24 protein-coding genes and 1 other RNA gene are annotated in these 25,243 nt (G+C 28.8%); 12 read left to right on the top strand and 13 right to left on the bottom strand.

Features of this window, described 5'->3' with window-relative positions; genetic code table 11:
- Positions 1-3: 3 nt before the first annotated feature.
- The 7 genes from QZ286_RS06400 to QZ286_RS06430 form a co-directional block, all read right to left on the bottom strand.
- Positions 4-531 (bottom strand): GNAT family N-acetyltransferase, encoded by a 528-nt coding sequence (locus QZ286_RS06400; protein WP_291256141.1) that lies wholly within the window; start codon positions 529-531, stop codon positions 4-6.
- Positions 532-568: 37 nt separating this feature from the next.
- A complete protein-coding gene (locus QZ286_RS06405; protein WP_291256142.1) occupies positions 569-1,726 on the bottom strand; it encodes a hypothetical protein in 1,158 nt (385 codons plus the stop codon).
- A 245-nt stretch (positions 1,727-1,971) separates the two neighbouring features.
- The gene (locus tag QZ286_RS06410) at positions 1,972-3,057 is read right to left on the bottom strand and encodes a DUF871 domain-containing protein (RefSeq protein WP_291256143.1); all 1,086 of its coding nucleotides are present in this window, start codon (positions 3,055-3,057) and stop codon (positions 1,972-1,974) included.
- Between the two features lie 15 nt (positions 3,058-3,072).
- A complete protein-coding gene (locus QZ286_RS06415) occupies positions 3,073-3,954 on the bottom strand; it encodes an ROK family protein (protein ID WP_291256144.1) in 882 nt (293 codons plus the stop codon).
- Positions 3,955-3,956: 2 nt separating this feature from the next.
- On the bottom strand, positions 3,957-5,333 hold the full coding sequence (locus QZ286_RS06420; RefSeq protein ID WP_291256145.1) for a glycoside hydrolase family 1 protein: 1,377 nt from the start codon (positions 5,331-5,333) through the stop codon (positions 3,957-3,959).
- Between the two features lie 12 nt (positions 5,334-5,345).
- Complete coding sequence (locus QZ286_RS06425; protein ID WP_291256146.1) at positions 5,346-7,955, bottom strand: glycoside hydrolase family 38 C-terminal domain-containing protein; 2,610 nt, start codon at positions 7,953-7,955, stop codon at positions 5,346-5,348.
- Positions 7,956-8,006: 51 nt separating this feature from the next.
- Positions 8,007-9,974 (bottom strand): fructose-specific PTS transporter subunit EIIC, encoded by a 1,968-nt coding sequence (locus QZ286_RS06430; RefSeq protein WP_291256147.1) that lies wholly within the window; start codon positions 9,972-9,974, stop codon positions 8,007-8,009.
- 208 nt (positions 9,975-10,182) lie between these two features.
- Here QZ286_RS06430 and QZ286_RS06435 point away from each other — a divergent pair, with 208 nt between their 5' ends.
- Positions 10,183-12,255, top strand: a complete 2,073-nt coding sequence (locus QZ286_RS06435; RefSeq protein WP_291256148.1) for a BglG family transcription antiterminator — start codon at positions 10,183-10,185, stop codon at positions 12,253-12,255.
- Positions 12,256-12,373: 118 nt separating this feature from the next.
- Here the strand turns inward: QZ286_RS06435 and msrB are convergent, their stop codons facing one another.
- The 6 genes from msrB to smpB form a co-directional block, all read right to left on the bottom strand.
- Positions 12,374-13,264: a peptide-methionine (R)-S-oxide reductase MsrB gene (msrB, locus tag QZ286_RS06440; protein ID WP_366523542.1), complete on the bottom strand. Its 891-nt coding sequence runs from the start codon at positions 13,262-13,264 to the stop codon at positions 12,374-12,376.
- Positions 13,265-13,329: 65 nt separating this feature from the next.
- Positions 13,330-13,836, bottom strand: a complete 507-nt coding sequence (locus tag QZ286_RS06445) for a redoxin family protein (RefSeq protein WP_291256150.1) — start codon at positions 13,834-13,836, stop codon at positions 13,330-13,332.
- Between the two features lie 11 nt (positions 13,837-13,847).
- Positions 13,848-14,501: a cytochrome c biogenesis CcdA family protein gene (locus tag QZ286_RS06450; protein WP_291256151.1), complete on the bottom strand. Its 654-nt coding sequence runs from the start codon at positions 14,499-14,501 to the stop codon at positions 13,848-13,850.
- Between the two features lie 157 nt (positions 14,502-14,658).
- The gene (locus QZ286_RS06455; RefSeq protein ID WP_291256152.1) at positions 14,659-16,293 is read right to left on the bottom strand and encodes an AAA family ATPase; all 1,635 of its coding nucleotides are present in this window, start codon (positions 16,291-16,293) and stop codon (positions 14,659-14,661) included.
- Between the two features lie 315 nt (positions 16,294-16,608).
- Positions 16,609-16,959: a transfer-messenger RNA gene (gene ssrA / locus QZ286_RS06460) on the bottom strand.
- A 46-nt stretch (positions 16,960-17,005) separates the two neighbouring features.
- The gene (smpB, locus tag QZ286_RS06465) at positions 17,006-17,446 is read right to left on the bottom strand and encodes an SsrA-binding protein SmpB (RefSeq protein ID WP_291256153.1); all 441 of its coding nucleotides are present in this window, start codon (positions 17,444-17,446) and stop codon (positions 17,006-17,008) included.
- Between the two features lie 188 nt (positions 17,447-17,634).
- Here smpB and QZ286_RS06470 point away from each other — a divergent pair, with 188 nt between their 5' ends.
- Genes QZ286_RS06470 through QZ286_RS06520 form a run of 11 tightly spaced genes read left to right on the top strand, consistent with a single transcriptional unit; the run spans position 17,635 to position 25,233 of the window.
- Positions 17,635-18,186 (top strand): type II secretion system protein, encoded by a 552-nt coding sequence (locus QZ286_RS06470; RefSeq protein WP_291256154.1) that lies wholly within the window; start codon positions 17,635-17,637, stop codon positions 18,184-18,186.
- The gene (locus tag QZ286_RS06475) at positions 18,183-18,359 is read left to right on the top strand and encodes a hypothetical protein (protein WP_291256155.1); all 177 of its coding nucleotides are present in this window, start codon (positions 18,183-18,185) and stop codon (positions 18,357-18,359) included. The genes QZ286_RS06470 and QZ286_RS06475 overlap by 4 nt, the downstream gene beginning before the upstream one ends.
- Positions 18,356-19,624: a GspE/PulE family protein gene (locus tag QZ286_RS06480; protein ID WP_291256156.1), complete on the top strand. Its 1,269-nt coding sequence runs from the start codon at positions 18,356-18,358 to the stop codon at positions 19,622-19,624. The genes QZ286_RS06475 and QZ286_RS06480 overlap by 4 nt, the downstream gene beginning before the upstream one ends.
- A 2-nt stretch (positions 19,625-19,626) precedes the next feature.
- Positions 19,627-20,787 (top strand): type II secretion system F family protein, encoded by a 1,161-nt coding sequence (locus QZ286_RS06485; RefSeq protein ID WP_291256157.1) that lies wholly within the window; start codon positions 19,627-19,629, stop codon positions 20,785-20,787.
- A gap of 13 nt (positions 20,788-20,800) precedes the next feature.
- Positions 20,801-21,283 (top strand): prepilin-type N-terminal cleavage/methylation domain-containing protein, encoded by a 483-nt coding sequence (locus QZ286_RS06490; protein WP_291256158.1) that lies wholly within the window; start codon positions 20,801-20,803, stop codon positions 21,281-21,283.
- Positions 21,268-21,708 (top strand): prepilin peptidase, encoded by a 441-nt coding sequence (locus QZ286_RS06495; RefSeq protein WP_291256159.1) that lies wholly within the window; start codon positions 21,268-21,270, stop codon positions 21,706-21,708. Before QZ286_RS06490 ends, QZ286_RS06495 begins: the two co-directional genes overlap by 16 nt.
- Complete coding sequence (locus QZ286_RS06500; RefSeq protein ID WP_291256160.1) at positions 21,705-22,127, top strand: hypothetical protein; 423 nt, start codon at positions 21,705-21,707, stop codon at positions 22,125-22,127. The genes QZ286_RS06495 and QZ286_RS06500 overlap by 4 nt, the downstream gene beginning before the upstream one ends.
- Positions 22,128-22,134: 7 nt before the next feature.
- Positions 22,135-22,728, top strand: a complete 594-nt coding sequence (locus QZ286_RS06505) for a type II secretion system protein (protein WP_291256161.1) — start codon at positions 22,135-22,137, stop codon at positions 22,726-22,728.
- A complete protein-coding gene (locus tag QZ286_RS06510; RefSeq protein WP_291256162.1) occupies positions 22,706-23,314 on the top strand; it encodes a hypothetical protein in 609 nt (202 codons plus the stop codon). The genes QZ286_RS06505 and QZ286_RS06510 overlap by 23 nt, the downstream gene beginning before the upstream one ends.
- Positions 23,292-24,455, top strand: a complete 1,164-nt coding sequence (locus QZ286_RS06515) for a hypothetical protein (protein WP_291256163.1) — start codon at positions 23,292-23,294, stop codon at positions 24,453-24,455. Before QZ286_RS06510 ends, QZ286_RS06515 begins: the two co-directional genes overlap by 23 nt.
- Complete coding sequence (locus tag QZ286_RS06520) at positions 24,442-25,233, top strand: hypothetical protein (RefSeq protein WP_291256164.1); 792 nt, start codon at positions 24,442-24,444, stop codon at positions 25,231-25,233. The genes QZ286_RS06515 and QZ286_RS06520 overlap by 14 nt, the downstream gene beginning before the upstream one ends.
- Positions 25,234-25,243 lie beyond the last annotated feature (10 nt).

The following is a 25,243-nucleotide window of genomic DNA, read 5'->3' on the forward strand; positions in this document are numbered from 1 at the left end:
TTATTAATCCTCCTTTTTAAATTTCTTATTATAAATATACTCTATCTTATCAGGAACATAAAGACCTTTTATTTTATCAACTAGTTTAAAATCAAACTTCTTTAAAATTGGCTTGAAACACTCTATATTATCCTCAGAAATTGTAATTAATGGTTTAGTATCTTCTAAATATTTAAAAGATTCCTCGAATAGTTGTGTCCCTATTCCTTGACGTAGATATTCTTTTTCCACTCTAATGGTACAGATTTTATTTTCTTCTTTAGTTTTCTTTAAAATAGCTATTCCTGCAATTTTAAGCTCATTTTCATCAAGAGCAACTAAAACTTCTCTTGTTGAATCTTTTTCACTTAAAGCTTTTAAAACCTTTTTTTTGTACCATTCCTCTATATCAGGATAAATATTAATTAAATTTTCAATTTTATGATATATTACTAATGCAGAAGCTCTATCTTGAAAATAATCTCTTAAACTTTCTGGCTTAACCATTGATAAAGGAATTATTAGTACATTTATAGAAAATTTATTTTTCATAATATTCACCCCTTTTTTTATCTAATACAATATTATATCATTTTTTGAATTTTTTTTGAAGTCGATTTTTTTTAACTTTTTCTATTCCTTTAAAGAATAGAATAAAAAGAATTGGATAAATTAAAGTTAAAATAAAAAAAGACCACATAGGTAAAAAATGTTTTTCATTCCATTTCCCATAAATTAAATTTGTTGTTATTCCAGGAATAATACTTGATAATAACAAAAAAATAAAATATTTGATTGAAAGATATAAATTATTCCTTTGGTATCTAAATCTTGATAAATTGGTAAAAGACTCTATAAATTCTTTATCTTCTCCTTTTTTTCTTTTTATATGATAAGCCATTAAATCATCATTAGTTTCTTCTATATAATCTTTCCATAAATCACTTTCTAACATTCTACTACTAACATTTCCATCATAGTAAATAAAATCATCATTAAAATTTCTCAAAAGTAAGTAGTGTATTTTATTTATATTAAATTTCATATTACTTACATATTTCTCTTTTATTGCTTCAGAACAAGTCTTAATATCATTTAGCCTAAAATCAATTATCTCTGTTCTTGTAAATAAATTAGAAAAACTATCATTTATATAGTCTTGATTTTTTATAAATTTAATATCTTCTTTATTCCCTTTTAATCTAAACCTAAAATAATATTTTTTTATATTCAGAAGTCCTTCAATTTCTTTTCCTTCCTCTCTAAAAGCTTCCTCTTCCTCTTTTCCTAATATATTTTCAACATTAAATTCTACAATACTTCCCCCATGAGAATCATTAACCTCTTTTATATTGATCTGATCATCTCCTAAAAAATAAAACATAAACTCTTTTTTTATGTTTTTTTTCTTTTCTATATCCTCCTTTTTTTCTATACTTACTAATATTCTCTTACCCACAGGTAATGAAGTAATTTTACATTTTTCATTGAAAATAGCATCTATTAAAGAGTGTTTATCTCTTACTTTTATTCCTAAATCATGAGGATATGCTTTAAATGGGATATATAAATAAATAGTCTTTATTTTTTTTATATTATCAATAAAAAAACCAAAATCAAAAATAAACTCTTCTTTTCTTCCTTTTTGATTTTTCCATAAATTTATATGTAGATCCAATTCTGCTTTCATTTTTTCTTCTTCTTTTTGTGCTTCCCTTTTTTTATACCATAAAATAAAACTTCTCATATTCCTCCCCAAATTTTAAAATTTTATTCTAATATCTATATTATATCATAATTTTTATCTTAAATACTATTTATTTGGCTTAGTTAATATTTTTATTCCTTTTTACTACAAAATTATTAATTATTCTAGATTTAATTAATTACTTTTTTTGCAAAAAATAGAAAAAATAGTGTATCAGGACTCTTTGAGAAATCCATCAACACTATTTATTATACACCCCTTTATATATTGAAACTATTCTATTTTTACTTAATCTCTTTTAATATGAATTTTTCCCAAGGAGCAATACTATCTAAAAGATAGATCTCCTCCTCTCTAACTCTTCCTACAACATTTGTTTTCCCTGTATTTTTAATATCCTTTTTAGCTATTTGTAGTTCTCCAGCATATGTTCCATAAAGAGAGCTATCAATTATAATATCCCCTCTTTTTATGTCTACAGGATTAAATAATTGGAAGTGATGATCTTTATATTTGACTCTTGGTTGGCTAGATCTAATAACTAGATCACTCACATCTCCTCTATTGTAGTGGAGAGTATTTAATACTATCTCCTTTTCAATAGCTGGGATATTGTCAACTAAGATAACTGATAGATCGAGTAGATCTCTTCTCAATTCACCTAATTTTTTTAACTCCTCTTCACTAGCATAGCAGTTAGAGATGATTACAGTATTTATTCCCTCTTTAAATAGATCCTTAGCAGCTACTTCAATAGGCATATCTCTATGCTCCTCTAATGTACACATTCCCTCTTTTACAGGCCAAGGTCCAAAAGTTGCATTTTGAGAGTTGACAAAAGCAGAAGTTACTAGACCATATTTCATAAAGTTTTGATTGCATACTCTAAAATACTCTCTACCTAATCCTGTATAAAGATGTGGATAGAAGTTATGGCAACCTAATAGATTATATTTATTAGGCTTATAGTCCATAATAGTATCTAGGTATCTAGTACTGTTACTCATATTTATCTCAATTTTTAAGTTATATTCATTGTAACTCATAAGAGATTCTTCATTTCCTGTAAATCCATTATCTAAACGGATTCCATAGACTCCCAGCTCCTTAAAAAAGCTTAAATCATTGTATGAAATGTTTAATTCTGTAAATACCTTTGGATTTATATCTGCAACAACTTTAAATCCAAATGAGTTTGCATAGTTTATTGTTTCTTTGAAGTTTTCTATAATTTTTTCTTTGTCCCCTTCAACTGATAGTAAGCAGGTAAAAATTCTCGTAAATCCATATTTTGCTGCTAATTTTATATATTCCTTATCCTCCTCTATTTTAGAGTGACCTGGATATATAGAAATTCCTAACTCTCTCATTTTAACCCTCCATAATTACTTTCTATGCTCTAAAAAATTATACAGTGCACCTATTAAATTTGCATTGTTATTAAATTTACAAACTTGAATATCAGGAACTATTTGAGCAACTTCAATCTTAGATATTAGCTCATTCATTTTATTTCTAATTCCAGATAGAATTTTTGGATTGCTACTAACTCCCCCACCAATTACTATTTTTTCTGGATCATAGATATATTGAATAGAAAAAATACCCTTAGCTAAGTTACTATACCATCTATCTAACTCTTCTAAAACAACGGGATTTTTCTCAATTTCAGCAAGTCTAAATATCTCTACACCATCTACCTCTTTATTGAGTTTTTTAGAAAGTCTAAGTACTAACTGTCCCATTGAGTTATAACCCCATACTCCTGGTATTCCTGGTTCGTTTTCAAAATACATAATTCCAAACTCTCCAGCATAGAGGTGTTTTCCCTTATGTATTTTTTTATCCTTAACAATTGCTCCACCTATTCCTGTTCCAATAACAATAAAAACTACATCTTTATTTTCTTTAGCTTCACCTATCCAAACTTCAGCAAGGGCAGCACAGTTAGCATCATTTTCAAGCTCAACTTTTAAATTCAATAGTGATTCTAAATCAGTTTTAAGATTTGGACCGTGAATATATGGTATAGCACTGACACCATCTATTGTACCTATATCACTATTTACAGCTCCAGGACAACTAAGAGCCACACCACAGATATTATACTTTTCACAGTTATTTTTAATCTCTAAAATTTTTGAATATAATTCATCTAAAGTTGCTGGAGTTTTAAAAGAGGAGTTATTTAGGATATCTCCATTACCATTTAAAATTCCATATTTTATAGAACTTCCACCCATATCAAAAACTAAGTAATTTTCCATCATTAAAACCCCTTATTATCAGAAAGTTGTTTGAACCATCTTCCACTTTTTTTGATAGTTCTCTCTTGAGTAGCAAGATTTAGAGAAACTAAACCATATCTATTTTTATATGCATTCAACCATGACCAGTTATCAATAAATGTCCAAACTTGGTATCCTATACAGTTAGATCCCTCTTCAATTGCTCTGTGTAACCATGTTAAATGATCTTTATAGAACTCTATTCTATAATCATCTTGAATTATACCATCTACTAAGAATCTATCTTCTCCCTCTACTCCCATACCGTTTTCAGTGATAAGCCACTCAATATTATTGTAGTTATCTCTGATGTTGATTCCTATATCATAAATTCCTTTTTCATAGATCTCCCAACCTCTGTGTGGATTCATCTTTCTTCCAGGCATAGCATAGTGATCATAATAGTATTCAGGCATAAATGGTGCTTCTGGATTTGGAAGAGAGGCTCTAGCTGCAACTCTTCTAGGTTGATAGTAGTTTACACCTAAGAAATCAACAGTATTTTTTTCAATGATCTCTAAATCTTCAGAAGTATATTCAGGCATTAAATCATGCTCTTTAATGATCTCTATCAATTCAGTTGGAAATTTACCTTTAACTGCTGGATCTAAGAAACTCCTATTAGCAAATAGGTCAGCTATAAATCCTGCTTTTACATCCCATTTGTTTTCACTTCTAGGATAGCAAGGAGAAAGATTTAAGATAATACCAACTTTTCCTTCAAGCTTCAATTCTCTGTAATTTTTTATTGCTAAGGCACTTGCTAAAGCAGTGTGATAAGCAACTTGTACAGCAGCTTTAGAATCTACCTTATAAGGGTAGTGATAACCTAATAGGTAACCACACTCAACGTGAACTATTGGCTCATTAAAAGTAAACCATCTTTTAACTCTGTCACCAAAATTTATAAAACAAGTTTTTGCAAAGTTAGCATAGTGGTCAACAACCTCTCTATTTTCCCAACCCCCTATATTTTGCATACACATAGGCATATCAAAGTGGAATAGATTTACAAAAGGTTCAATACCATTAGCTAGTAGTTCATTGATAACATTGTTATAAAACTCAATAGCCTTAGGATTTACCTCTCCAAATCCATTAGGAAACATTCTTGACCAACTTATAGAAAATCTGAAAGAGTTATGTCCTGTTTCTTTTAAAAGTTGAATATCTTTTTTATAGTTTTTATAAAATGTTGAGGCATCAGCAGGACCTACACCATTATGAAATCTAAATGTTTCTGTCTCATACCAGTAGTCCCAAATATTCTCTCCCTTTCCATCTTCTTTCCAAGCTCCTTCACTTTGAGTGGCAGAAGAGGCACTTCCAAAATAAAAATTCTCTTTAAATTTAATCATAACCTTACTCCTTTATCTATAAATTTTTAAGTTAATCACTTCACCAGGTTTAATATCTTTTAAAGCTATCTTTCCAGCTTTAATTTTAGAGTTTTCACCTATCTTTTCATAGAGCATATTCACTCTTTCATAGTTGCTTCCAAACTCTATATTTATTGTTGTATTCTCTATTCTTTCACAAGTATTTACCAATCTTAAAACATAACTATTTTCATCAATAGGAACAATAGCTGAAAAACTTAAACTACTATTATCTAAGTTGATTAGATTGTTAAATCTATTAAGTTTAGTTTTTAGAGGGTGCATAACAAAATATTTTAATGTATTTGTAAATCTATTTAACTCTTGAATTTGGTAGTCCAATGTTGACACAGCATATTTTTGGTACTCTCTTTTAATTATATTACTATTATATTCTTTATCAAATCTAATTGCAAACTTAAAAATCATTTTTTTCAAAAGTTGACTATCAGGTGTTTCAATATATTTAAACTCCTGTCCAGAAGCTACTCCAGGTCTTCTGATTAAATCAGGCTTACCTAAGAATCCAATACTTCTAAATAGAGTTAGGGAGATCTTATTATTTTCAATTATCTCATACTCTTTAATTCCCTTAGCTAAGATACTCATAGCCCCTTCTTTGGATCTAAGTGATACAAAGTTGATAAAAGGATATATAGGAGTAGGCTCCTCCTTCCATTTTAACTCCTTCCAATTTTTTAAACTGATAGGATTGCTCTCTCTTTCGATAGTTCCAAACGGAGTATCAGCTATGGAAGTGTTAGAAGTTAAACCAGTATTTGCTATGACTCTTATTCTATGATCCTTACTATTGTTTTCTATCTCAATATGAAATTTGATGTTGTTTGAGTTATCTAATTCAATTCTCAATTCATATGGAGTTTTTCCATTGAATATATTTTTCTCTCTTTCCTCTAAAGAGTTACTTGAATGTATAACTCCTTTAAGTTTCATCGACTTGACAAGAGTTCCATTTTTTATTTCAAGATCTTCATCAGAGATCTGTGTAATTGTCCTATTATCAATAATAGGTGGAGAGTAATCATATGTATCTCCATCATCTCCACTCTCTTCAAAACATATGAAGTTTTCTATAATCTTATTATCTTTCTTATTTAGAAGGTTTAATTTTTTATTTTCAAAATATACTTTATAAAAATCATTCTCTATAAAACTATCTTTTTCAATTTTACACTCTATTATTGTACCTATTTCAATAACCTTAATCTTATCAAGAGTCATTGGTTCCATAGGAAAATCTACATAAAGTTTAGTCAAATAGTAATAAAGTTCTGGATCGTGTTCCTCTGGAGTTCTTTTGATACTACCAGAATAAATCTTTTCTTGAGAGATCAATTGATAGGGAAGAGTATCTCCATCGATTGTTTTAAGTATAAAATTTTTAAATTTTGTAGAGATTTCCAATTTTATAGGTGTATCTCTATAAAAAGGAAGTGTGTTGAAGATAAAAACATCATTTTCCTCTTTATCTTCTATTGATTCACAAATTTTTCTAATAATATAGTCACAAGCAGAGTAAGCTAATTGATCAGCTTCTGTTAATCTTGACAGTATCAATGAGTTTGTTTTATCAGTATTACAACCACAAGCACTATCGTGAGCATGATTTAGTAGTAATTTTTTCCAGATCTGTTCAAGCATACCCAATTTTAATTTTAATCCTAATTTTTGTCCAATTACCATTAGAGGTTCTAGGTGGTATATTAATTTTCTTTCAATCTTATCATTGAGGTATTTATGATCATATCTTGTAGAGTAGATAGAACGGTGAATTTTAGAGTTTGAAGGTTCTAAAAACTCTCCATAAACTTTTTTAAAGTTCCCCTCTTTTCTCAACTCTTGAAAAAATTGTTCACAATTACTTTCAATATAAGTTAGATTATTTTTACTATTTTTATTATAGTAATCTATTCTCTCTTGAAGATTAAAATCAACATATCTTTGGTCACCACCAACTGATAGTAGAATATTCTCCTTTGTGACACCATCTAGAAAAGTATTTTCAACTTTTTCAACATCATCATTATAGATCAAATTTCCACCATAGTAGTAACCATTTTTTATATTGTATGATAGAACCTCGCTACCATCTTCACTCCCCCAGATAAACTCTCTATCAGGACAGGTATGAGTAGCTAGCCCTCTCCAAAATATAAAGTCTTTTATTCCGAAACCATTGAATATTTTAGGCATATCTTTACTCTGCCCAAAAGAATCAGGAAGATACCCTACATTCATATATCCACCAAGTTTTTTAGCACCTTCAATTCCATAGAATAGATTTCTAACAATGGATTCTCCAGAGATTATTAGCTCGTCAGTTTGAGTATACCAAGGACCAATAAATAGTTTTTTGCCTCTTATCAATTCTTGTAATCTCTCTCTATTTTGTGGTGCAAATTTTAAATACTCTTCAACTATACTTACTTGTCCATCTAAGAGATAGTATTGTATATCCCCTTTTTCAAGGGCTTCTATAACTTCATCCATATGATAGATTAGTTGTATGATAGATTCATTCGCTGTAAAATACCACTCATAATCCCAATGGGTATTTGAATAAACATAAACTTTTTTCATATATAATTTGAGAGATTATTTAATTTTAAATAATCTCTTTTCCTCCTTCTATTACTTTTCTTCTTCCTTGATTATAGGTTTTCTCCAGAAACCAATAATTAAAGCAGTTGTTAATATTCCTGCAAAAGTACAAGCTAACCAAGTAACAAATGGTATTGGTTGTTCAATGTATCCAATGAAAGTTCCTAGAGGGGAACCAATTCCACCATAGAATTTACAACCTGTTATTCCAACCAAACCACCAGCAACAGCACTTCCCACAACAGAGGCTGTGATCATTTGTAAAGGGTGAGCTGCTGCGAAAGGAATAGCTCCCTCAGTCACTCCAACGATTCCCATTCCAAAGGCAGAAGCTGCAGATATTTGCTCTTGTTCAGTAAATTTATTTTTGAATAGTCTAGCTGCTAACCAGATTCCTAAAGGAGCTACTGAAATTGCAGCTTGAGCCGCTGTTCCTGGAACAAAATTGGCATTTTGTATTCCATACTTAGCAACTGTATCTGTAAATACAGCAGTACCAAAGATTAAAGCTGTTTTATTAACAGGACCACCAAAGTCAAATCCTATCATTGCACCTATTATAGCACCTGTTATTAAAGGCATACTTGAGTAATTATCATTTAAGTATGTCAAAGTTGAATAAAGTGTATCCATTAAATTAGCTATCGGTTTTCCTACTAAGAATGTAACTATCATAGAGATTACAAAAACTGATATAAGTGGGATTATCATTATTCCTAAAAGAGGTTGAACAACTTTAGGCCACTTAATTTTTTTCAAGAGATTAACTATGTAACCAGAAAGGAAGGCCACTAAAATTGCAGATATAAATCCTCCACCTGTTTGAGTTCCTAGATAAGCAGCGTCATTAGCTATATAAGCTCCAATCATACCAGCTGCAATAGCAGGTCTTCCAGCCATAGAATTAGCAATAAACCCAGCAAAAAGAGGTATCATTAATTTAAATCCTATCTGACCAATTTCAAACATCTTAGCCATTAGAAATCCAAAGCTAGTACTTCTATCAAATCCCCAATTTACTATTTGTCCAAGTTCATTTTTTTGGAAGGCAAAGATATTGGCAATAGATAGAATTATTCCTGAGGCAATAACCATAGGAACCATATATGAAAGTCCTGCCATTATATGAGCTACAGCTTTATTTTCAGTTTTTCCAAGAGTTACATTACCAACTTTTGTCCCCTTACCTCCCAAGATAGTAGCTTTTTCAAGAGCTTCCAAAATAAGATTTTTTCCATTCTTTATGGCAACATTAGCTTTTACTTGATAAACCCTCTTTCCATAGAATCTATCCAACTCAATATTTCTATTTACAGCTAAGATAATTACATCAGCTTCAGCAATGTCTTTATCTGAAAGTTGATCTTCAGTTCCCATAGCTCCCTGTTTTTCTACTGAAATTTTAACATTTAACTCTTTTCCAGCTTTTTCAAGAGCTTCAGCAGCCATATATGTATGAGCAATACCAGCTGGACAAGATGTAACAGCCACTATTTTCTTTCCATTTTGTATGGTAGAAGTAACTTTTTCCTCCTCTTTTTGAGTAGTTGACAATAGAGAAATAAACTCCTCTTTAGTCTCAGCCTTTTGTAATTTATCAATAAAACCTTCCTGCATAAAAGATGTTGTAAGGTTCTTTAAAATCTCAATATGTGTAGTTCCCTTTTCACTGTTAGGGATAGCTAGTAAAAATATTAAATTTACTCTATTATCACTATCTACTGACTCCCAGTTATCAATAGTATTTTTTAGTCTAGCAACAGCTATTTGAGCTTTCAAAACACAATCTGATTTAGAGTGTGGAATTGCTAATCCCTCTTCTAAACCTGTAGGAGAAACTTTCTCTCTTTCTAAGATATCTCTATAAAAATCCTCTTTAGATGTTAAAACTCCCTTACTATCTAATAGTTCTACTAACTCTTTTAAAATCTCTTCTTTAGATGTAGCTTGAGAATCTAAGAGTATTAGATCCTTATCAATTAAATCTCTAATGTTCATTTGAAACCTCCCTAATATATTTTCCTAATTATATTATATAGTTTCATTTTAATTTAGAAAATAATCTAAATTCTTCAATTTTTTGTGAATAAATTTGATAAAAATTGCTTTTTTTTAGATCTTATCTTATAATTATCATATAATTTGATGAAATTCTATTCTAAGATGGTCTTTTTTATTCAATTTTTTGTGAAAGGAATGATAGGTGATGAATAAAAGAATATACTCTATATTAAAGTATATATTACAGGAAAAGGGAAGAGCAACGATAAAAGATATATCTAATTTTACAGGAGTAAATGATAGAACAGTAAGGTATGATATTGAAAAAATTAATGAACTATTGTTGGAAAATGGTATAGCACCTATTGAAAAATTGAGCAAAGGTGAACTATATCATAAGGAGTATAAAGATTTGAACTCTTTTATTCAGGAGAATTTTAAAACAGTTTTTATAAACGAATATCGTCAAACTATCATTTTAATAAAAGTACTTTTTTCTAATGAGATCTGTATAAGTGATCTTTGTAAGGAATTTGATGTAACAAGGACTACAATAAAAAATGAACTATCTGAGATCAGGGCAGTAATTAGGGAGAATGGATTAGAATTAGAAACTACAGGTTCAGGATTAAAGCTCGTAGGGAGCGAAGAGAGTGTAAGAAACTCTCAACTGAAACTTTTAAATAAATATAGAAATTTAGGTTATACAAATAGTTCAGAAAAGATGTTTCTCTTTACTTTGATCAGTGAATATCTTAATAATTTGAGTGTAGAAGAGATAGAAAAATTCATAAATTATATAGCTAAACAGTTGAATATAATCATAACTGATGAGACATATTTTATTTTATCAAACTATATTTTAATAATGATTAGTAGGATAAAAGAGAAAAAGAATATAGAGAGTATCAGTAATAAAAATTTTTATAGTGAGACTAATGAATTTAAAATTTTAAAGAAGGGAATATCATTTTTAGAGGCTAATTTTATGATAGAGATCTCTGATTTTGAATTGGTTAAATTAACAGATTATTTCTTAGGTTGTAGTAATCTCTCTCTTAATAATTCTGCATATAAAGAGTGGCTTGAGATAGAGATAATTGTAAAAAAAATAATACTTCATTTCAAAAAGATATATGGAGTTGATTTAAGTGGAGATACAAGTTTAGTTAATGGCTTGGTTAATCATATTAAGCCAACTATTCATAGAATAAAGAATGGGATTAAGCTAGAAAATTCTGTATATGATGAGGTATTAGAAAACTATCCTGAACTATTAGGAGATGTTAGAGAGGCCTTAAAAATACTAGAAGAGTTTATAGGAATAGGGATTACAGATGATGAGATAGCTTTTATAGCACTACACTTTAAAGGGGCTATTGATAGAAATAAAGTTATAAAAAAAGAGAGTAAAAATGTTATTTTAATATGTGGCTATGGTTATGGAACATCTAAGCTTTTAGAACAACAGTTAAAGGAGCGTTACAATATAAATATTTTAGAGGTTATTCCTCTAAATCAATTAAGTAATATAATATTATCTGATAATATAGATCTCATAATTACTACTTTGATAAAGTTGGAATTGAATACAGAGATTCCAATAGTATCAGTACATCCAATTTTGAAAAAAGAGGATATTGAGATTTTAGATGGCTATAACTTACCAAAACATTCAAATAGAATACTCTTATCAACCTTGATTAAAAGTGTCAGCTCAAATTGTGAGATAAGGGATAGAACTAAGTTGATTGAGGAGTTTAAAACTATATTAGAAGGAAAGGTAATTGATGATTTAAGTGTGGAAGGGAAAAAACTTTCAGATTTTTTAAATGTGGATAATATAAAGCTAAAACTCTCTGCTACAACTTGGGAGGAAGCAATTAGAAAATCTGGGAAAATACTGTTAGAGTGTGGAAATATAGAAGAGGAATATATAGAAACTATGGTAGATAAAATAAAGCAGTATGGATCTTACATAGTTATAACTGATCTTTTGGCAATTCCACACGGAGATATATCTGTTGGTGTAAAGAATTCTGGAATGGCTTTAGTTACACTGGATAGAGCTGTTCTGTTCCCTGAAAATAGAAAAGTTAAATATCTTCTAGCTTTTTGTACCACTGAATCTAAAGATTATTTAGATGCTCTCAACTCATTTTTAGAGCTAGTAGATAATCATAAATTTTTAGACACATTAAACTCTACAAATTCAGTAAAAAAAGTTATAGATACAATAAAAAAATATGAGTTTTTATCAAAGATGTTATCTCGTTAGATTACCATAATAAAAAAAGGAAAAAATTACTCAAGAACTGATTTTATACAGATTCATATAGTAATTTTTTCCTTTTGTATAAAAAGATTTTAATTAAAAATTTGGTACTTTAAATTCACTATTCAAAAAGGGGTTTAAGATATCCATAACCTAGCTCTTCCATTTTTTCATAAGGTATAAATTTAATAGAAGCACTGTTAATACAATATCTTTTTCCACCTCTTTCTCTTGGTCCATCATCAAAAACATGACCTAGATGAGCTTTTCCACTTCTACTTCTAACTTCTATACGATTCATATTGTAACTGAAATCTTCATGGTAAGTTACAACTTCTGGAACAATAGCTTTAACAAAACTAGGCCAACCACATTGAGAAGGGTATTTATCCTCTGAAGAAAATAGTGGCTCTCCTGTTGTAATATCAACATATATACCTTTTTCAAAAAAATCCCAGTATTCATTTTCATAAGCTCTTTCAGTATCTCCATTTTGTGTTACTTCATACTGTTGAACATTTAATTTTTTTCTTAACTCATCTTTAGAGATAAGAGGGTAAAGAGTTTCATCTACTATGACCTCTTTAGCTTTTGAAAGGTTGATATGACAGTAACCATTAGGATTCTTTTTTAAATAATCTTGATGATACTCTTCAGCTAAATAAAACTTATCTAATGGTAAAACTTCAACTACTATTTTTTTACTATATTTTTTCTGTTCCTCTTCTATAATTGCGTTGATAGTTGGGATATCATCTTCAGATGTATAATAAATACCAGTTCTGTATTGTGTTCCTCTGTCGTTACCTTGCTTGTTTAAACTAGTAGGATCAATGACTTTAAAGTAATATTTTAATAGTGTTGAAAGTTTGATCTTATCCTTATCATATTTTACATAGACAGTTTCAGCATGCCCCGAATTTCTGTAAATTAAGTCCTCATATTTTGGATTTTCTGTGTTTCCATTTGCATATCCAGAGACAGCATCAATAACACCAGGTATTCTTTCCATAAAAGCTTCTATTCCCCAGAAACAACCACCAGCTAGATAAATTTCACCAATATTATTCATCTTTACTATTTCACCTCTTTTTTTTTATCTGAATTAGAAGAAAATAGAGAGTCTATCTGTATTTTATCTAAATGTCCAGGAATAACCTGTTTAATATTTCCATTTTCATCTAAAATAACAGATGTGGGATAAACACGATTTTTAACTATTTTGTTGATCTCACCTTTTTCATCTAATAGTACTTTAATATTTTTGTATCCCAAAGAGTTATACCACTCTTTAAAATCTTCAGTATTTTTTTCACCAACTATACCAGGAGAAACAACAGTGATAATATCATAATCTCTCTTTTCGGCTCCCATCTCCTCCAATTCATCTAATCCGTAGAGGCATACTGGACACCAAGAAGCCCAAAGCTTAACATATTTTTCATTTTTTGTATCTGTAAAAGAATATGTTTGCCCATCTATATCTTTTAATTTGAGCTTAGATAGATTGACCTCTCTTGAGTAAGATACCATTCCAATTATAAAAAATAACGTCAGTAAGAAAAAAGTTTTAAAACTCTTCATATTTAACCTCCTTAGTAATATAAAAAAATATTTAAATTGTTAGTTAAAAGCAGTATTCCCATTAAAATTAGAAGAACTCCTCCTATCTTTTTTAAGATACCTAAATAGCTTTTTACTTTTGAAACTTTATTTAAAAAATATTTAGATGAAAAAGATAGTACAACAAAGGGGGTAGCTAGACCTAAGACATATATAAACATCATAGTTGCTCCATATATTGGATCTCCACCACCACTTGATATAAAGAGGATAGAGGTCAATATTGGCCCTATACAGGGAGTCCAACCTAGGCTGAAGGTAAATCCTAATAAAAAAGCTCCCCAAAGACTCTCACTAATCTCAACATTAATAAGTTTAGTCCTTTCTAAAATAGGTATTTTAATAATTCCTGTTTGAATAATTCCAAAGATTATAATAATTAAAGCACTTGCTATTCTAAATGGATCACTTATTAAAATAGAACCTATAATTCCTGCACCAAAACCAAGGATTACAAAACTTATTGAAAGTCCAAAGACAAAGAGAATTGTCTTTGTAATAGACCTTTTTCCTCCTGTGCTCAAAATTCCTAAATAAACTGGTAATAGAGGAAATATACAGGGAGAAAAGAAAGAGAATAATCCAGCTGAATATACAGCACCAATGAATAATTCAGTATTAATCATATGTTCCTCCTGAAATAATTTAAACTAGTTTAAGTAATCATAAAAATTGTTTATCAAAATGATGTACTTTATTATAACCTATTTTTTTGAAAAACAAAATATTAAATTTTTTGAAAATAAAAAATAGTGAAGATTTTACTCTCCACCATTTTATCCATTATTCAATATAGTTACTTGTTACCTTCTTACCATCAAAAACTAAGCCAATTTTTACTATATCTTTTACTCCATTTTTCTTTAATAGAGTTTCATATTTTTTATCTTCTATTTGATCAAAAGCTTTTTCTGCTTCTTTTTCTATATCATTGGTATTAGATCTTTTTAGTTCTAAAATATATCCAGCCCAAGCTTTATTTCTTGGTTCTAAAATTATATCAGCTCTACCATAGCCACTTTCCATATTTGGATGCATTATATAGTAATCATCTAAGGCATATAAAAATCCCCCTAATAATGTTTGATAAGGATTCTCATACTTTTTACTTGTATCATAGAAACTAATAGCATTAATAACTACATCCTCTAAGCTTTTTATTATTTGAGATATATTCTTAGTAACCAAAGCTTGAATCAAACTTCCAACATTATTACTCTCTCTAAAAATAGCATCTACAAATAATCCCTTAAATAACTTCTGTATCTCTTTATTTGGTATTCTTAAGGTAAACATTGTTTCACTAAGTTTTTCCTTAATTGTTAAATATCCAGAGAATAACATGATCTCCCAAATATTGTTAGGAGAAAGATTATCTCCCATTCTTATACTTTCATTGATATATACCATTATATCCTTGCCATTTATCAAATCATTTAAGTTGTCAAATACAGTTGAATTTGAAGCTAATAACATATTTAAAATCAGAGCATTTCCAGAAGTATTTACCCAATGAGATTTTAACTCCTTACTTTGTACAAATTTTAAAATACTCCAAGGATTGTATATTTCATTTTTTCCAAAACTATAGCCATCATACCACTCTTTTACTTCTGGCATCTCATAACCTATATCATAATAATCTAACATAGCTTTCACTTCATTTTCTACTAATCCAAAACTATCACTGTACTCATTATTCAATATTGTATAGTTTGTAAAGTTATTTAAATCAGAAAATATTCCTGCTTGAGCTACCCTTATTATTCCAGTAAGAACTCCCATTTGTAAGTAATCATTAGTTTTAAGTGTATCTCCATAGAAAGCTTTAAAAAAATCTTTCATTTCAGTATAATACCTTTTTTCATAGGCATTCATAATGGGAGAATCATATTCATCTATCAGTACAATTACTTTTTGACTGTAATATTTATATAAAGCTTTTGTTAAAAATAATAATGAACTTTCTAATTGAGCTCTATTTATATTACCATCAAGTATAGCATTATATCTATTTCTACTTTTCTCATCTAATTTATTCAAAATATATAGATAATCTTCATAAATATTAACTATTTTATCTTTGATTTTATCAAGAGCATCTTCAAAATTAGTGCTACTTATTCCTTTCATACTAAGAAATATTACTGGATATTTCCCTTGTTCATCTATCAATGGAGAGTTTCCTATATATAAACTATTGAATAGCTTTCTGTTCTCATTTTTATTTTTTATATCAAAGAAATATTTAAGTGTAGACATATTAAGAGTCTTTCCAAATCTTCTAGGACGACAAAATAATTTTACCTTTGCTCCATCATTTAATATATCTTCTATAAACTTTGTTTTATCAATATAATAATAATCTTGTTCTATTATTTCTTTAAAGTCTTCCACTGCAATAGGTATTTTTTTCATAGTTATACTACTCTCCTTTCATTGGATATATGATTATTTATTATACCATATTATAAAGAAAAAACCTATTTTACAGTTAATATTTTCTCTGTTCTTTTCTTTAGTATTTTTATTATTTTTAGCTACTTTGATATTAAAAAGGGAATTTTCAACAAAAATGTTTGAAAACTCCCTCTATTTAAAAAATTTAAAAGATAACTTCAAAAATCCTCAAATAAAAAAGTCTATAATCAAAATATTTATAGACTCTATAATAATCTACTCTAACCACGTAGAAATCAGACTTCGTGATATCCCAGCGAATATGGATAGAAATGGTGGAGATGACGGGAATCGAACCCGTGTCCGAAACTACCAGCGCCATAGGCTTCTACAATGCTTAGTCTGCTATTAGATTTCGCAATAGTCACTCCCACAGACAGGGCTGACTAAAGCTATCCTCTAAAATGTCCCTTTGAGCTTAGAGAAATCACTAAAGGTAATCTGTATATTGGTAACATCTCGGTTGGATTCTCCTACAGAAGAGAGAAACCAGAGATGAGCTGACTAATTAAGCAGCTAAAGCGTAATTTCTGTTTCCATCTAAACGATGAGTTGACCTCTCACAGCGGTCACCCTGGCATGCTACCTATAACCTAATAACCCCGTCGAAACCTTTGCATCCCCATTATTAAATTGTACATAATAGTATATCATATTTTTTTTAAATTTTCTATCTAATTTTTGACATTCTTTGAATATCTCTTTGAACATCTCTTTTTGCTATTGATTCTCTCTTGTCATATGTTTTCTTACCTCTAGCAAGAGCTATTGTAACTTTGACATACCCTTTTGAAAGATGTACATCAAGAGGAACTATAGTATACCCTTTCTGAGTAACTTTTTCATGAAGTTTTCTTATTTCTTTTTTATGAAGGAGAAGTTTTCTAACTCTTCTCTCCTCTGGATTATAGACACTTCCAAAACTCCAAGGAACAATTGACATTCCCATAATAAAAATTTCACCATTAATAATTCTAATAAATGATTCTTTTATACTCAATTTACCAGATTTAGCAGATTTAACTTCACTACCTACCAATTCTATTCCAGCTTCAAATTTATCTTCTATAAAATAGTCAAAAAAAGCTTTTTTATTATTAGCTAAAATCATAAAATCCTCCAAATATCTTTATTTCTCAAATAAATTATACCTCATATTAGATATTTTTACTATAATTTTTCAAAAAATTAAGTAGTTTTATTTTTACAATGAATATATATAATATAAAAGTTATATAGAGTGAACTACTAGATAAATTTCATAGTGTGGGGTATACTTGGGATAAGAGGAGAGGGTTGATGAGTAAGAATAGAGGCTTTTATCTATTGAATATTTTGGTGGGGATAAGTTTAGTTCTATTTTCACTAACACTAGGTTTTGTTTGGTTGAGAAACTATGTTGAGAGTCAAGAGATAAAAAGGGCAAAAACAGAGATATATGAAGTGTTTGCAACCTATTCAGCAGAGGCTTTTAACAGTAAGAAAAATTTAAATATAGAGTTAAATTATTTGAGAAAAGATATTAGAATCTATGAGAATACAATGGTTATTCTGGACAAAGTATATCTTCCTAAAAAATTAAATTATATTACAATTTATGATAAAGGACCAACTCAGGTGTTCAGAGGAAGAATAACGAATAATGGGAATATTACACCATCTTTTAGTATCTATATATTTGATTATAGTGATATAGCAAGATATAGGATATCTTTTTATGGATTTGATATTATAAAGTATATGAGAATAAATATTTATAGAAATAGAAAAGATAAAAGTGCGAGATATGATGATATTTTAAATTATCATAACAACTGGGAAAATGTTAAAAGTGATTGGGAGGTAGAATGAGGCTCTTCTTAATTATGTTTCTATTTATTTCTATGTTTTCTTATGGAGATATTCCAAGTGATAATATTGTAAAAGTGAGAATTATGGTAAAACTGGTAGAGTATGTTACCTATGTTGTAATTTCTGGTGATGATTACTTAGATGAAATTTATGTGGTGAGGGAGAGTTTATGATAAAAAATAATTCTGATAAGCTGAAGGACATCTTTAAAGAGTTGCATAATTTACCTAAAAAGAGTAGGAATACAGCAGATTTAAAAATAGATAACTCTCTAGAATCAGATAACTCTCTTGTGGTGAAGGGATTGAGTGCAATCATACTTCAAGGAGTTAAGAAAAAAGCTAGTGATATTCATATTGAACCAATGAGAGATAGGACAAGAATCAGATATAGGGTAGATGGAATACTATATGAAGAGATGGTATTGGACCTCAATTTACATATGTCTTTAATATCAAGGCTCAAGATAATTTCTCATTTAGATATAACGGAGAAGAAACTTCCTCAAGATGGAAAATTCCAGATGGAGATTGACAAAAAAGTAATAGACTTCAGAGTTTCAATAGTTCCATTAATAAATGGAGAAAAGGGTGTAATCAGAATTTTAGATAGAGAGATTTTAGACTTCAACCTTGAAAATATTGGATTTTTAGAAGAGGATTATGCCAAGATAGTACAGCTAATAAATAAAAAGAGTGGGATACTACTCTCTTGTGGACCTACGGGCTCGGGGAAAAGTAGTTTGATCTACTCTATTCTAAAGAGGTTAAATACAGAAAGTATAAATATTTCAACAGTAGAAGATCCCGTTGAGTATGAGTTAGACGGGATAAATCAGGTACAATATAATCAAGAGATAGGAAGAGATTTTGCAACAATACTAAAATCATATTTGAGACAGGATCCTGATGTTTTGATGATTGGAGAGATAAGGGATTATGAAACAGCAGAAATAGCAGTAAAATCAGCATTGACAGGACATCTAGTTCTTTCTACTCTACATACTAATGACTCTGTGAGCGGTATTTATAGATTGCTAAATATAGGAATAGAGAAGTATATGTTGTCAGCTTCAATTATAGGGATAATATCTCAAAGGCTGGTTAGAAAGCTCTGTCCTCATTGTAAGGAGATAGATAAAAACTTTAGAGGAAAACTATCTCTTATGAGAATAGATAGTGAGAAATATAGTGATAAAATATTCTATACAGGCAGAGGTTGTGAACATTGTAATAACTCTGGTTATGCAGGAAGAACAGCTATATTTGAGATTTTCATAGTAGATGAAGAGATAAGAGAGCTAATAGATAGAGGAATATCTATACATGAATTAAAAATTGTTGCACAAGAGAAAGGAATGAAATCTCTTATTGAAGATGGAATAGAGAAAAGCATTCTGGGAATAACCTCATTAGACGAGATTATTAGGCAGGGATAGAGATGAAAACCTACAGTGTGAGAGTGGATACCAAAGAGAAAAAAAGAGCAACCTTAATTTTGGAGTTTGAAAAGTTATCAGACTTGCAAAAATATTTGATTAAAAATCAGATGATCTTAATTGAGTATAGGGTTATTAATAAAAAAATTAAAATTTTAAAAAAAGATATTATAAATTTTACTCAAAATCTAAAGATACTATTGGAGAGTGGAATGGGAATATCTCAAGCTTTGGAGATTATGAGTAAACAAAAAGATGGGAAATTGTTTAATATTATTCATAATATACATTTAAAAATTATAGAGGGAAATAGTTTATATGTAGCTTTTTCGATTTATAAAAATATATTTGGAGAGAGCTATTTAAATATGTTATTGGCAGGTGAGGAATCAGGGAGATTAATAGAGAATTTAGAAAAAATATATGAAAAATTGATTTTTGAAGAAAAAATTAAGAAAAAGATAAAAGAAGCAACACTTTACCCAACTATTATACTTATTTTTACTGTTTTACTGATCATATTCATACTTACTTTTGTGTTTCCAAATTTTATTGAATTTTTTAAAGATACAGGGGTAGAATTACCATTTTTAACAAGAGTTTTAATTGCTATTAGTCAAAATTTTATCACTATTATTTTAGGTATATCCATTTTTATAATAGGGATATTTTTTTCTTTTAAGAAAATTAATAGAGAGATAGTAGAGAATTTGAGATTATCAATCCCATTTTATGGAGATATTTTAAAAAGAAGATTGATAATTGAGTTTTGTAAAAACTTTTCTATAATGAATGAAGCTGGAATGGAGGTATTGGAGATATTTGAAATTTTAAAAAAAGGGAATCTCTATCTGTTTCAGCAGAGAGAGTTATCTAATATTGAGAGAGAGATTAAGATGGGGAGTACAATATATGAGGCTTTTTATAAGACAGGATTTTTTAATACTACACAACTTTATCTTATTGAAATAGGAGAGAAAAGTGGAAGTATAGAGAGAGCTTTTGGCTGGATAGCAACTACTATGGAGAGTGAGTTGGAGTACTATCTTTTTAAAATGACATCATTACTAGAACCAGTTTTGCTATTGATATTAGGGGTTATAGTGGGAATAATAATCTTAGGATTATATCTTCCTATATTCAATATTTCACAAATAATATGAAGGAGGAGAAATAATGAAAAATGGTGGGTTTAGTTTGATTGAGATTACAGTAGCAATAGCTTTAATTGGACTGATGATGGGAATAGGTGTGCCAAAGTTTAGAAAGCAATTAGCTATAGGAAAGGACACTAAGGCGATAGCTATATTGAGTAATCTTAGAACTGCTTGTGAACTATACTATTTAGAGACAGGAAAACCATTGACTGATAATCCAGAAGCTGACATAAATATAAAGGAGAAAGTAACAGAGCTTGAACCATATTTAGATATTAAAACTTTTAATGAGATCAAAGATGGAAAACTTGAAATAGGTGGAAGTAGAGTAAAGAAAACAGATGCAGATGAAGCTGATCCAAATATAATTTATGGTGGTGAAATAGAGTTGACATTTAAAAATCCTGAAACAGGTAAAAAAGGTGATGGAGTGTATATTTGGTTTAAGCCAGAGGTAGGAAAAGATTATGATACAAAAGGAAATAAATGGATAGAGTATTAATAATAATCATACTTTTTATAATTATGTATATAGATATTAAGAAAATGTATATTCCAAATGGAGTTAATTTAATTTTAATGGGATTAGCACTATATAACAAAGGGAGTAGTTTTTTCTCAATAGAAAATAGTCTGCTTGGAATGGGAGTTTATACACTTCCACTTCTATTAATATATGGATACGGATCAGATTTGATGAAAAAAGAGATATTTGGATTTGGAGATATAAAGCTCTTGCTAAGCATAGGCTATATTTTAGGGTATAGTGATTTTTATGAGTTATACATATATTATATGATCTCCTTTGGATTAGCTTCTGTTGTCGGATTAGTTTTATATATATTCAAAAGAGATAGGAATAGAGAGCTACCATTCTCCCCGTATCTCATTATAAGTTTTTTTTATTTGTGGGTGGTTAGAATATGAAAAGATATGGATTTTCAATTATGGAGGTTGTAGTTTCAATATCTTTATTTCTAATCTCTCTTATTCCACTTATGAGATATACAGTTGAAAATACCTCTCTAAATAGGAGATTTTTACAAATAGAAAAGAAGTATAAAAATTTTATAGCTTTGGAAAAACAATTGAGAAGTACAGAGCAGAGTATTTTATTAAATAATATAGGAGTGAGAGAGTATTTATCCCAAGAATTTGGTAAGGATAGATTAACAGGAGGAATATATCTTCCCTATCCATTAGAAGATAACTCTAAAATAAAAATAGAGATAAAAAAGATAAATTTTAAGTTTCAGGTGGATAGTTATCATTATTTATGTTTGAAAATAATGTATACTGACAATAATAAAAGTATTTCTTCTGAAAATTATATAGATTTTGACTGAGGAGTTTATGAAATCAAAGAATAGTGGAATGACATTTTTAGAGGTAGTAATATCTCTAGGATTATTATCAATTTTTTCTGTACTTATCTTTCCTACATTAAAGCTTTCTAATAATCTAAATAGAAAAATAAGTGAAAGAAGTCTAGTAGAGAGAGATGTAATTAGAATGTTAAATATTATGGAGAGGAGTATTGAGAAGGCAAATACAATAAAAGAGTTATATTCTGGTAAGAATTATGTAAAAAATGGTGTTGCTATAGTGCAAGATAATCGGATAATCTCCTTTAATATAACAGAGGAGTTTTTGTCGAAAAATTCAGACGAGGGTAATGTAATTTTTTTAGAGATACCTAGAAGTAATGGAACTAGGATTGAGAATACAATATTACTTTTTCAATTTATAGAAAATCGTTTGATAGTAACACAGGGAGAGATAGTGAATGGAGTAGTTAAAATATCTAATTCAGATACCCTTTATGAAAATATTGAAGGAAGATTTAAGAGGAAGAAGAGGGGAGTAGCAATAGAGTATAACATAGAGAGTAAGAGTTTAAAGGAGAGAGAAGAGATAAAGGGATATGGGAATTTTAATATATTCTAAAAAAAATAGGGGTTTTCTATTCATTGCAACTACAATCTTATCAATAGTATTATTGTTTAATCTGTTAATAGGGTATAGAATCATAATGAGAAAAGGTGAAAAAATTGAGCAATTGGAAAGAAAAAGAGAGATAGATGAAATAAAATTTAACTTGGAAACTTTAGCTTATAGTGAGTTAAGGAGAATAAATTTAGAAATAAAAGCTAAAAACTATCTAAATGGAGCTCAATACGTAGGTAAAAATTTAGAGGTTGAAAGGGTATGGTATGGAGATACAACAACTCGAAGATCAGAGACAGGTTATGAGTTGATAGGAATGAGACTCAATAATAAGAGGAAATTTTATACCTATAAAAAAGATGAGAAAGTTATATTTAGAGATTTGATAAGGAGGGAATTAATAGCAATAGGGAAACAACTAAATATTGTAGGAGTGGAGTTGGAAAAAATTATAAGGAATGAGGAGACTGGTGAGAAGATATATTTTAAGGCTAGAGTTGATCTATATTATCAGTATGGAAATAACAATCCTTTGGCTCCTTATAAGGAGGTATTAAAAGATTTTGAAGTTGGAGTTAAATATTAAGAAAAATAAAAAAGTAAAATTTTTTGAGTTAGATGAGGTTGAAAATATAAAAGAGGGAGTTCTTTTATTGGAGAGCCAATGGTTTAAAATAGTAAAAATAAGTATTTCTAAGGTGGATGATGAAAGAGAACGAGAATTAGAGATAGATGAAAAATTAGAAGATGAGACAGAGGGATATGATAGTTTTTACTATTTGAGCAAGGAGATAACTCTATATGAAGATGATGAAATTGAGAGAGTTATTGTTATAATGTTAGAAAAAGATAGGGTTTACACATTGTTAGAGAATATAAAATCGAAAAGGATAAAACTTTTAGGAATATATCCTCTTTTTTTTATGGAGTTTTTTAATTGTGACGGGAAAGTTAAGAGTTATCTAGAGATAGATGATGACAGAACAAGAGTATTTAGTTTTTCAAAAAATAAACTTATAGATTTTCAAGATATTGAAGTGGAAAAAGAGGAGATACTATCTAATTTAAATTATATAGATGAGTATTTAGAGGATAATTCTCTCAAATTTGTCTATCCAGATCAAAGTGAACTTGGGGAATATATAGAGAATTTAGAGATAAGAGATTGGGTAAAGTATAACTCATTTTTAAAAGAGGAGTATGATTATCTTCCAGAAGATTATAAAAAAGAGTTGAAATATTTAAGTAGTGTTAAAGTTATAATGTTCATGCTTTCAGTGGTTATAATTATAGGAACTATATTTTTTATTACCATTAATCTTTTAACAGATAGGAAAAGAGAGAGATTGGGTGAATTACAAAAAAACTATGTGGAATTAAAGAATAAAAATTTAACAACAACTGAAAATATAAGAGAGCTAGAGGATGAGATAAAAAAACTTAGAGAGGAGAGTAGAGAAAGAGAGTTTAAAAAAATTAAAATATCAAAAATATATACATTTTTATTTGAAAATTCAGATGGAATAAGATTTGAAAAGTTGGAATATGATGGTGAAAAAATTATTGGAGTTGATGGGATAGCAGAGACAGAGGAGGAGATATACAACTATCAACAAAAAGTATTGGCAAGTGGATATTTTAAAAATATAAATCAGGATTTTATAAAATTAGAGGAAAAACTATATAGATTTAAAATGGAGTTTGAGATAGATTATGGTAAAGATTAAGGAGTTTAATATCCGTGATCATAAGGAGAAGATAGTTGTATTTATAGGATTTTCAATTGTAATTTTAGCTATTAATTTTTTATTTTATAAACCTTATGTTCAATGGAGTGAAAAAAATCAGCAGGTAGAGAAATTTATTTTAGATATAAGAAAGGAAAAGACTATTGGAGAAGCTGGGGAAAAAAGATATAAAAGATTGGAAGAGGAGCTGGAAAAGGAACAGGAGAGAGTTGAATTATTTAAAAATAGGGTAGTAGAGAGCAGTTTTCTGAATATAGTTAAATTTGAAGAGTATATAAGTGAGATGAGTCAGAAAAATCTTTTATTATTAGATACTATTGGAAGGGTAGAAAGAGTACAAGAGACAGATAAAATTTATATTCCATATGTAGTTTCAGGTGATGTAGGTAAAATTTTAGAATTTATGGAAGAGATAGAAGAGACAAATGAAAAGAAAGTAAGTCTCAGTGAAACAGGGTTAACATTGGAGATTAAAGAGGAAAAGGCTCGACTGATATGTAAATTTTCAGCAAATGTCTTAGAGAAAAAAATGGTAACAGAAGTAGAAAATGAAGAGTTAATTCCTCTGAGTAGAGTTGTTAGAGAGAGGGTAAAAGAGATAAAAATTTTAAATTACAATAACAAAAAATATATAATTTTAAAAAAAGTAAGTGGACAGAGCGAGATCTTTTTTGAGGGGAAAATAGTAATATTCCAAGGGAAAAAATATGAGATTATTACAAAAAATAGTGAAGTATTTATAAAATTAACAGAATAGTAGGGAGAGA

Source organism: Fusobacterium sp., from assembly GCF_019012925.1.
In the GTDB taxonomy this organism is placed as follows: Bacteria; Fusobacteriota; Fusobacteriia; order Fusobacteriales; family Fusobacteriaceae; genus Fusobacterium_A.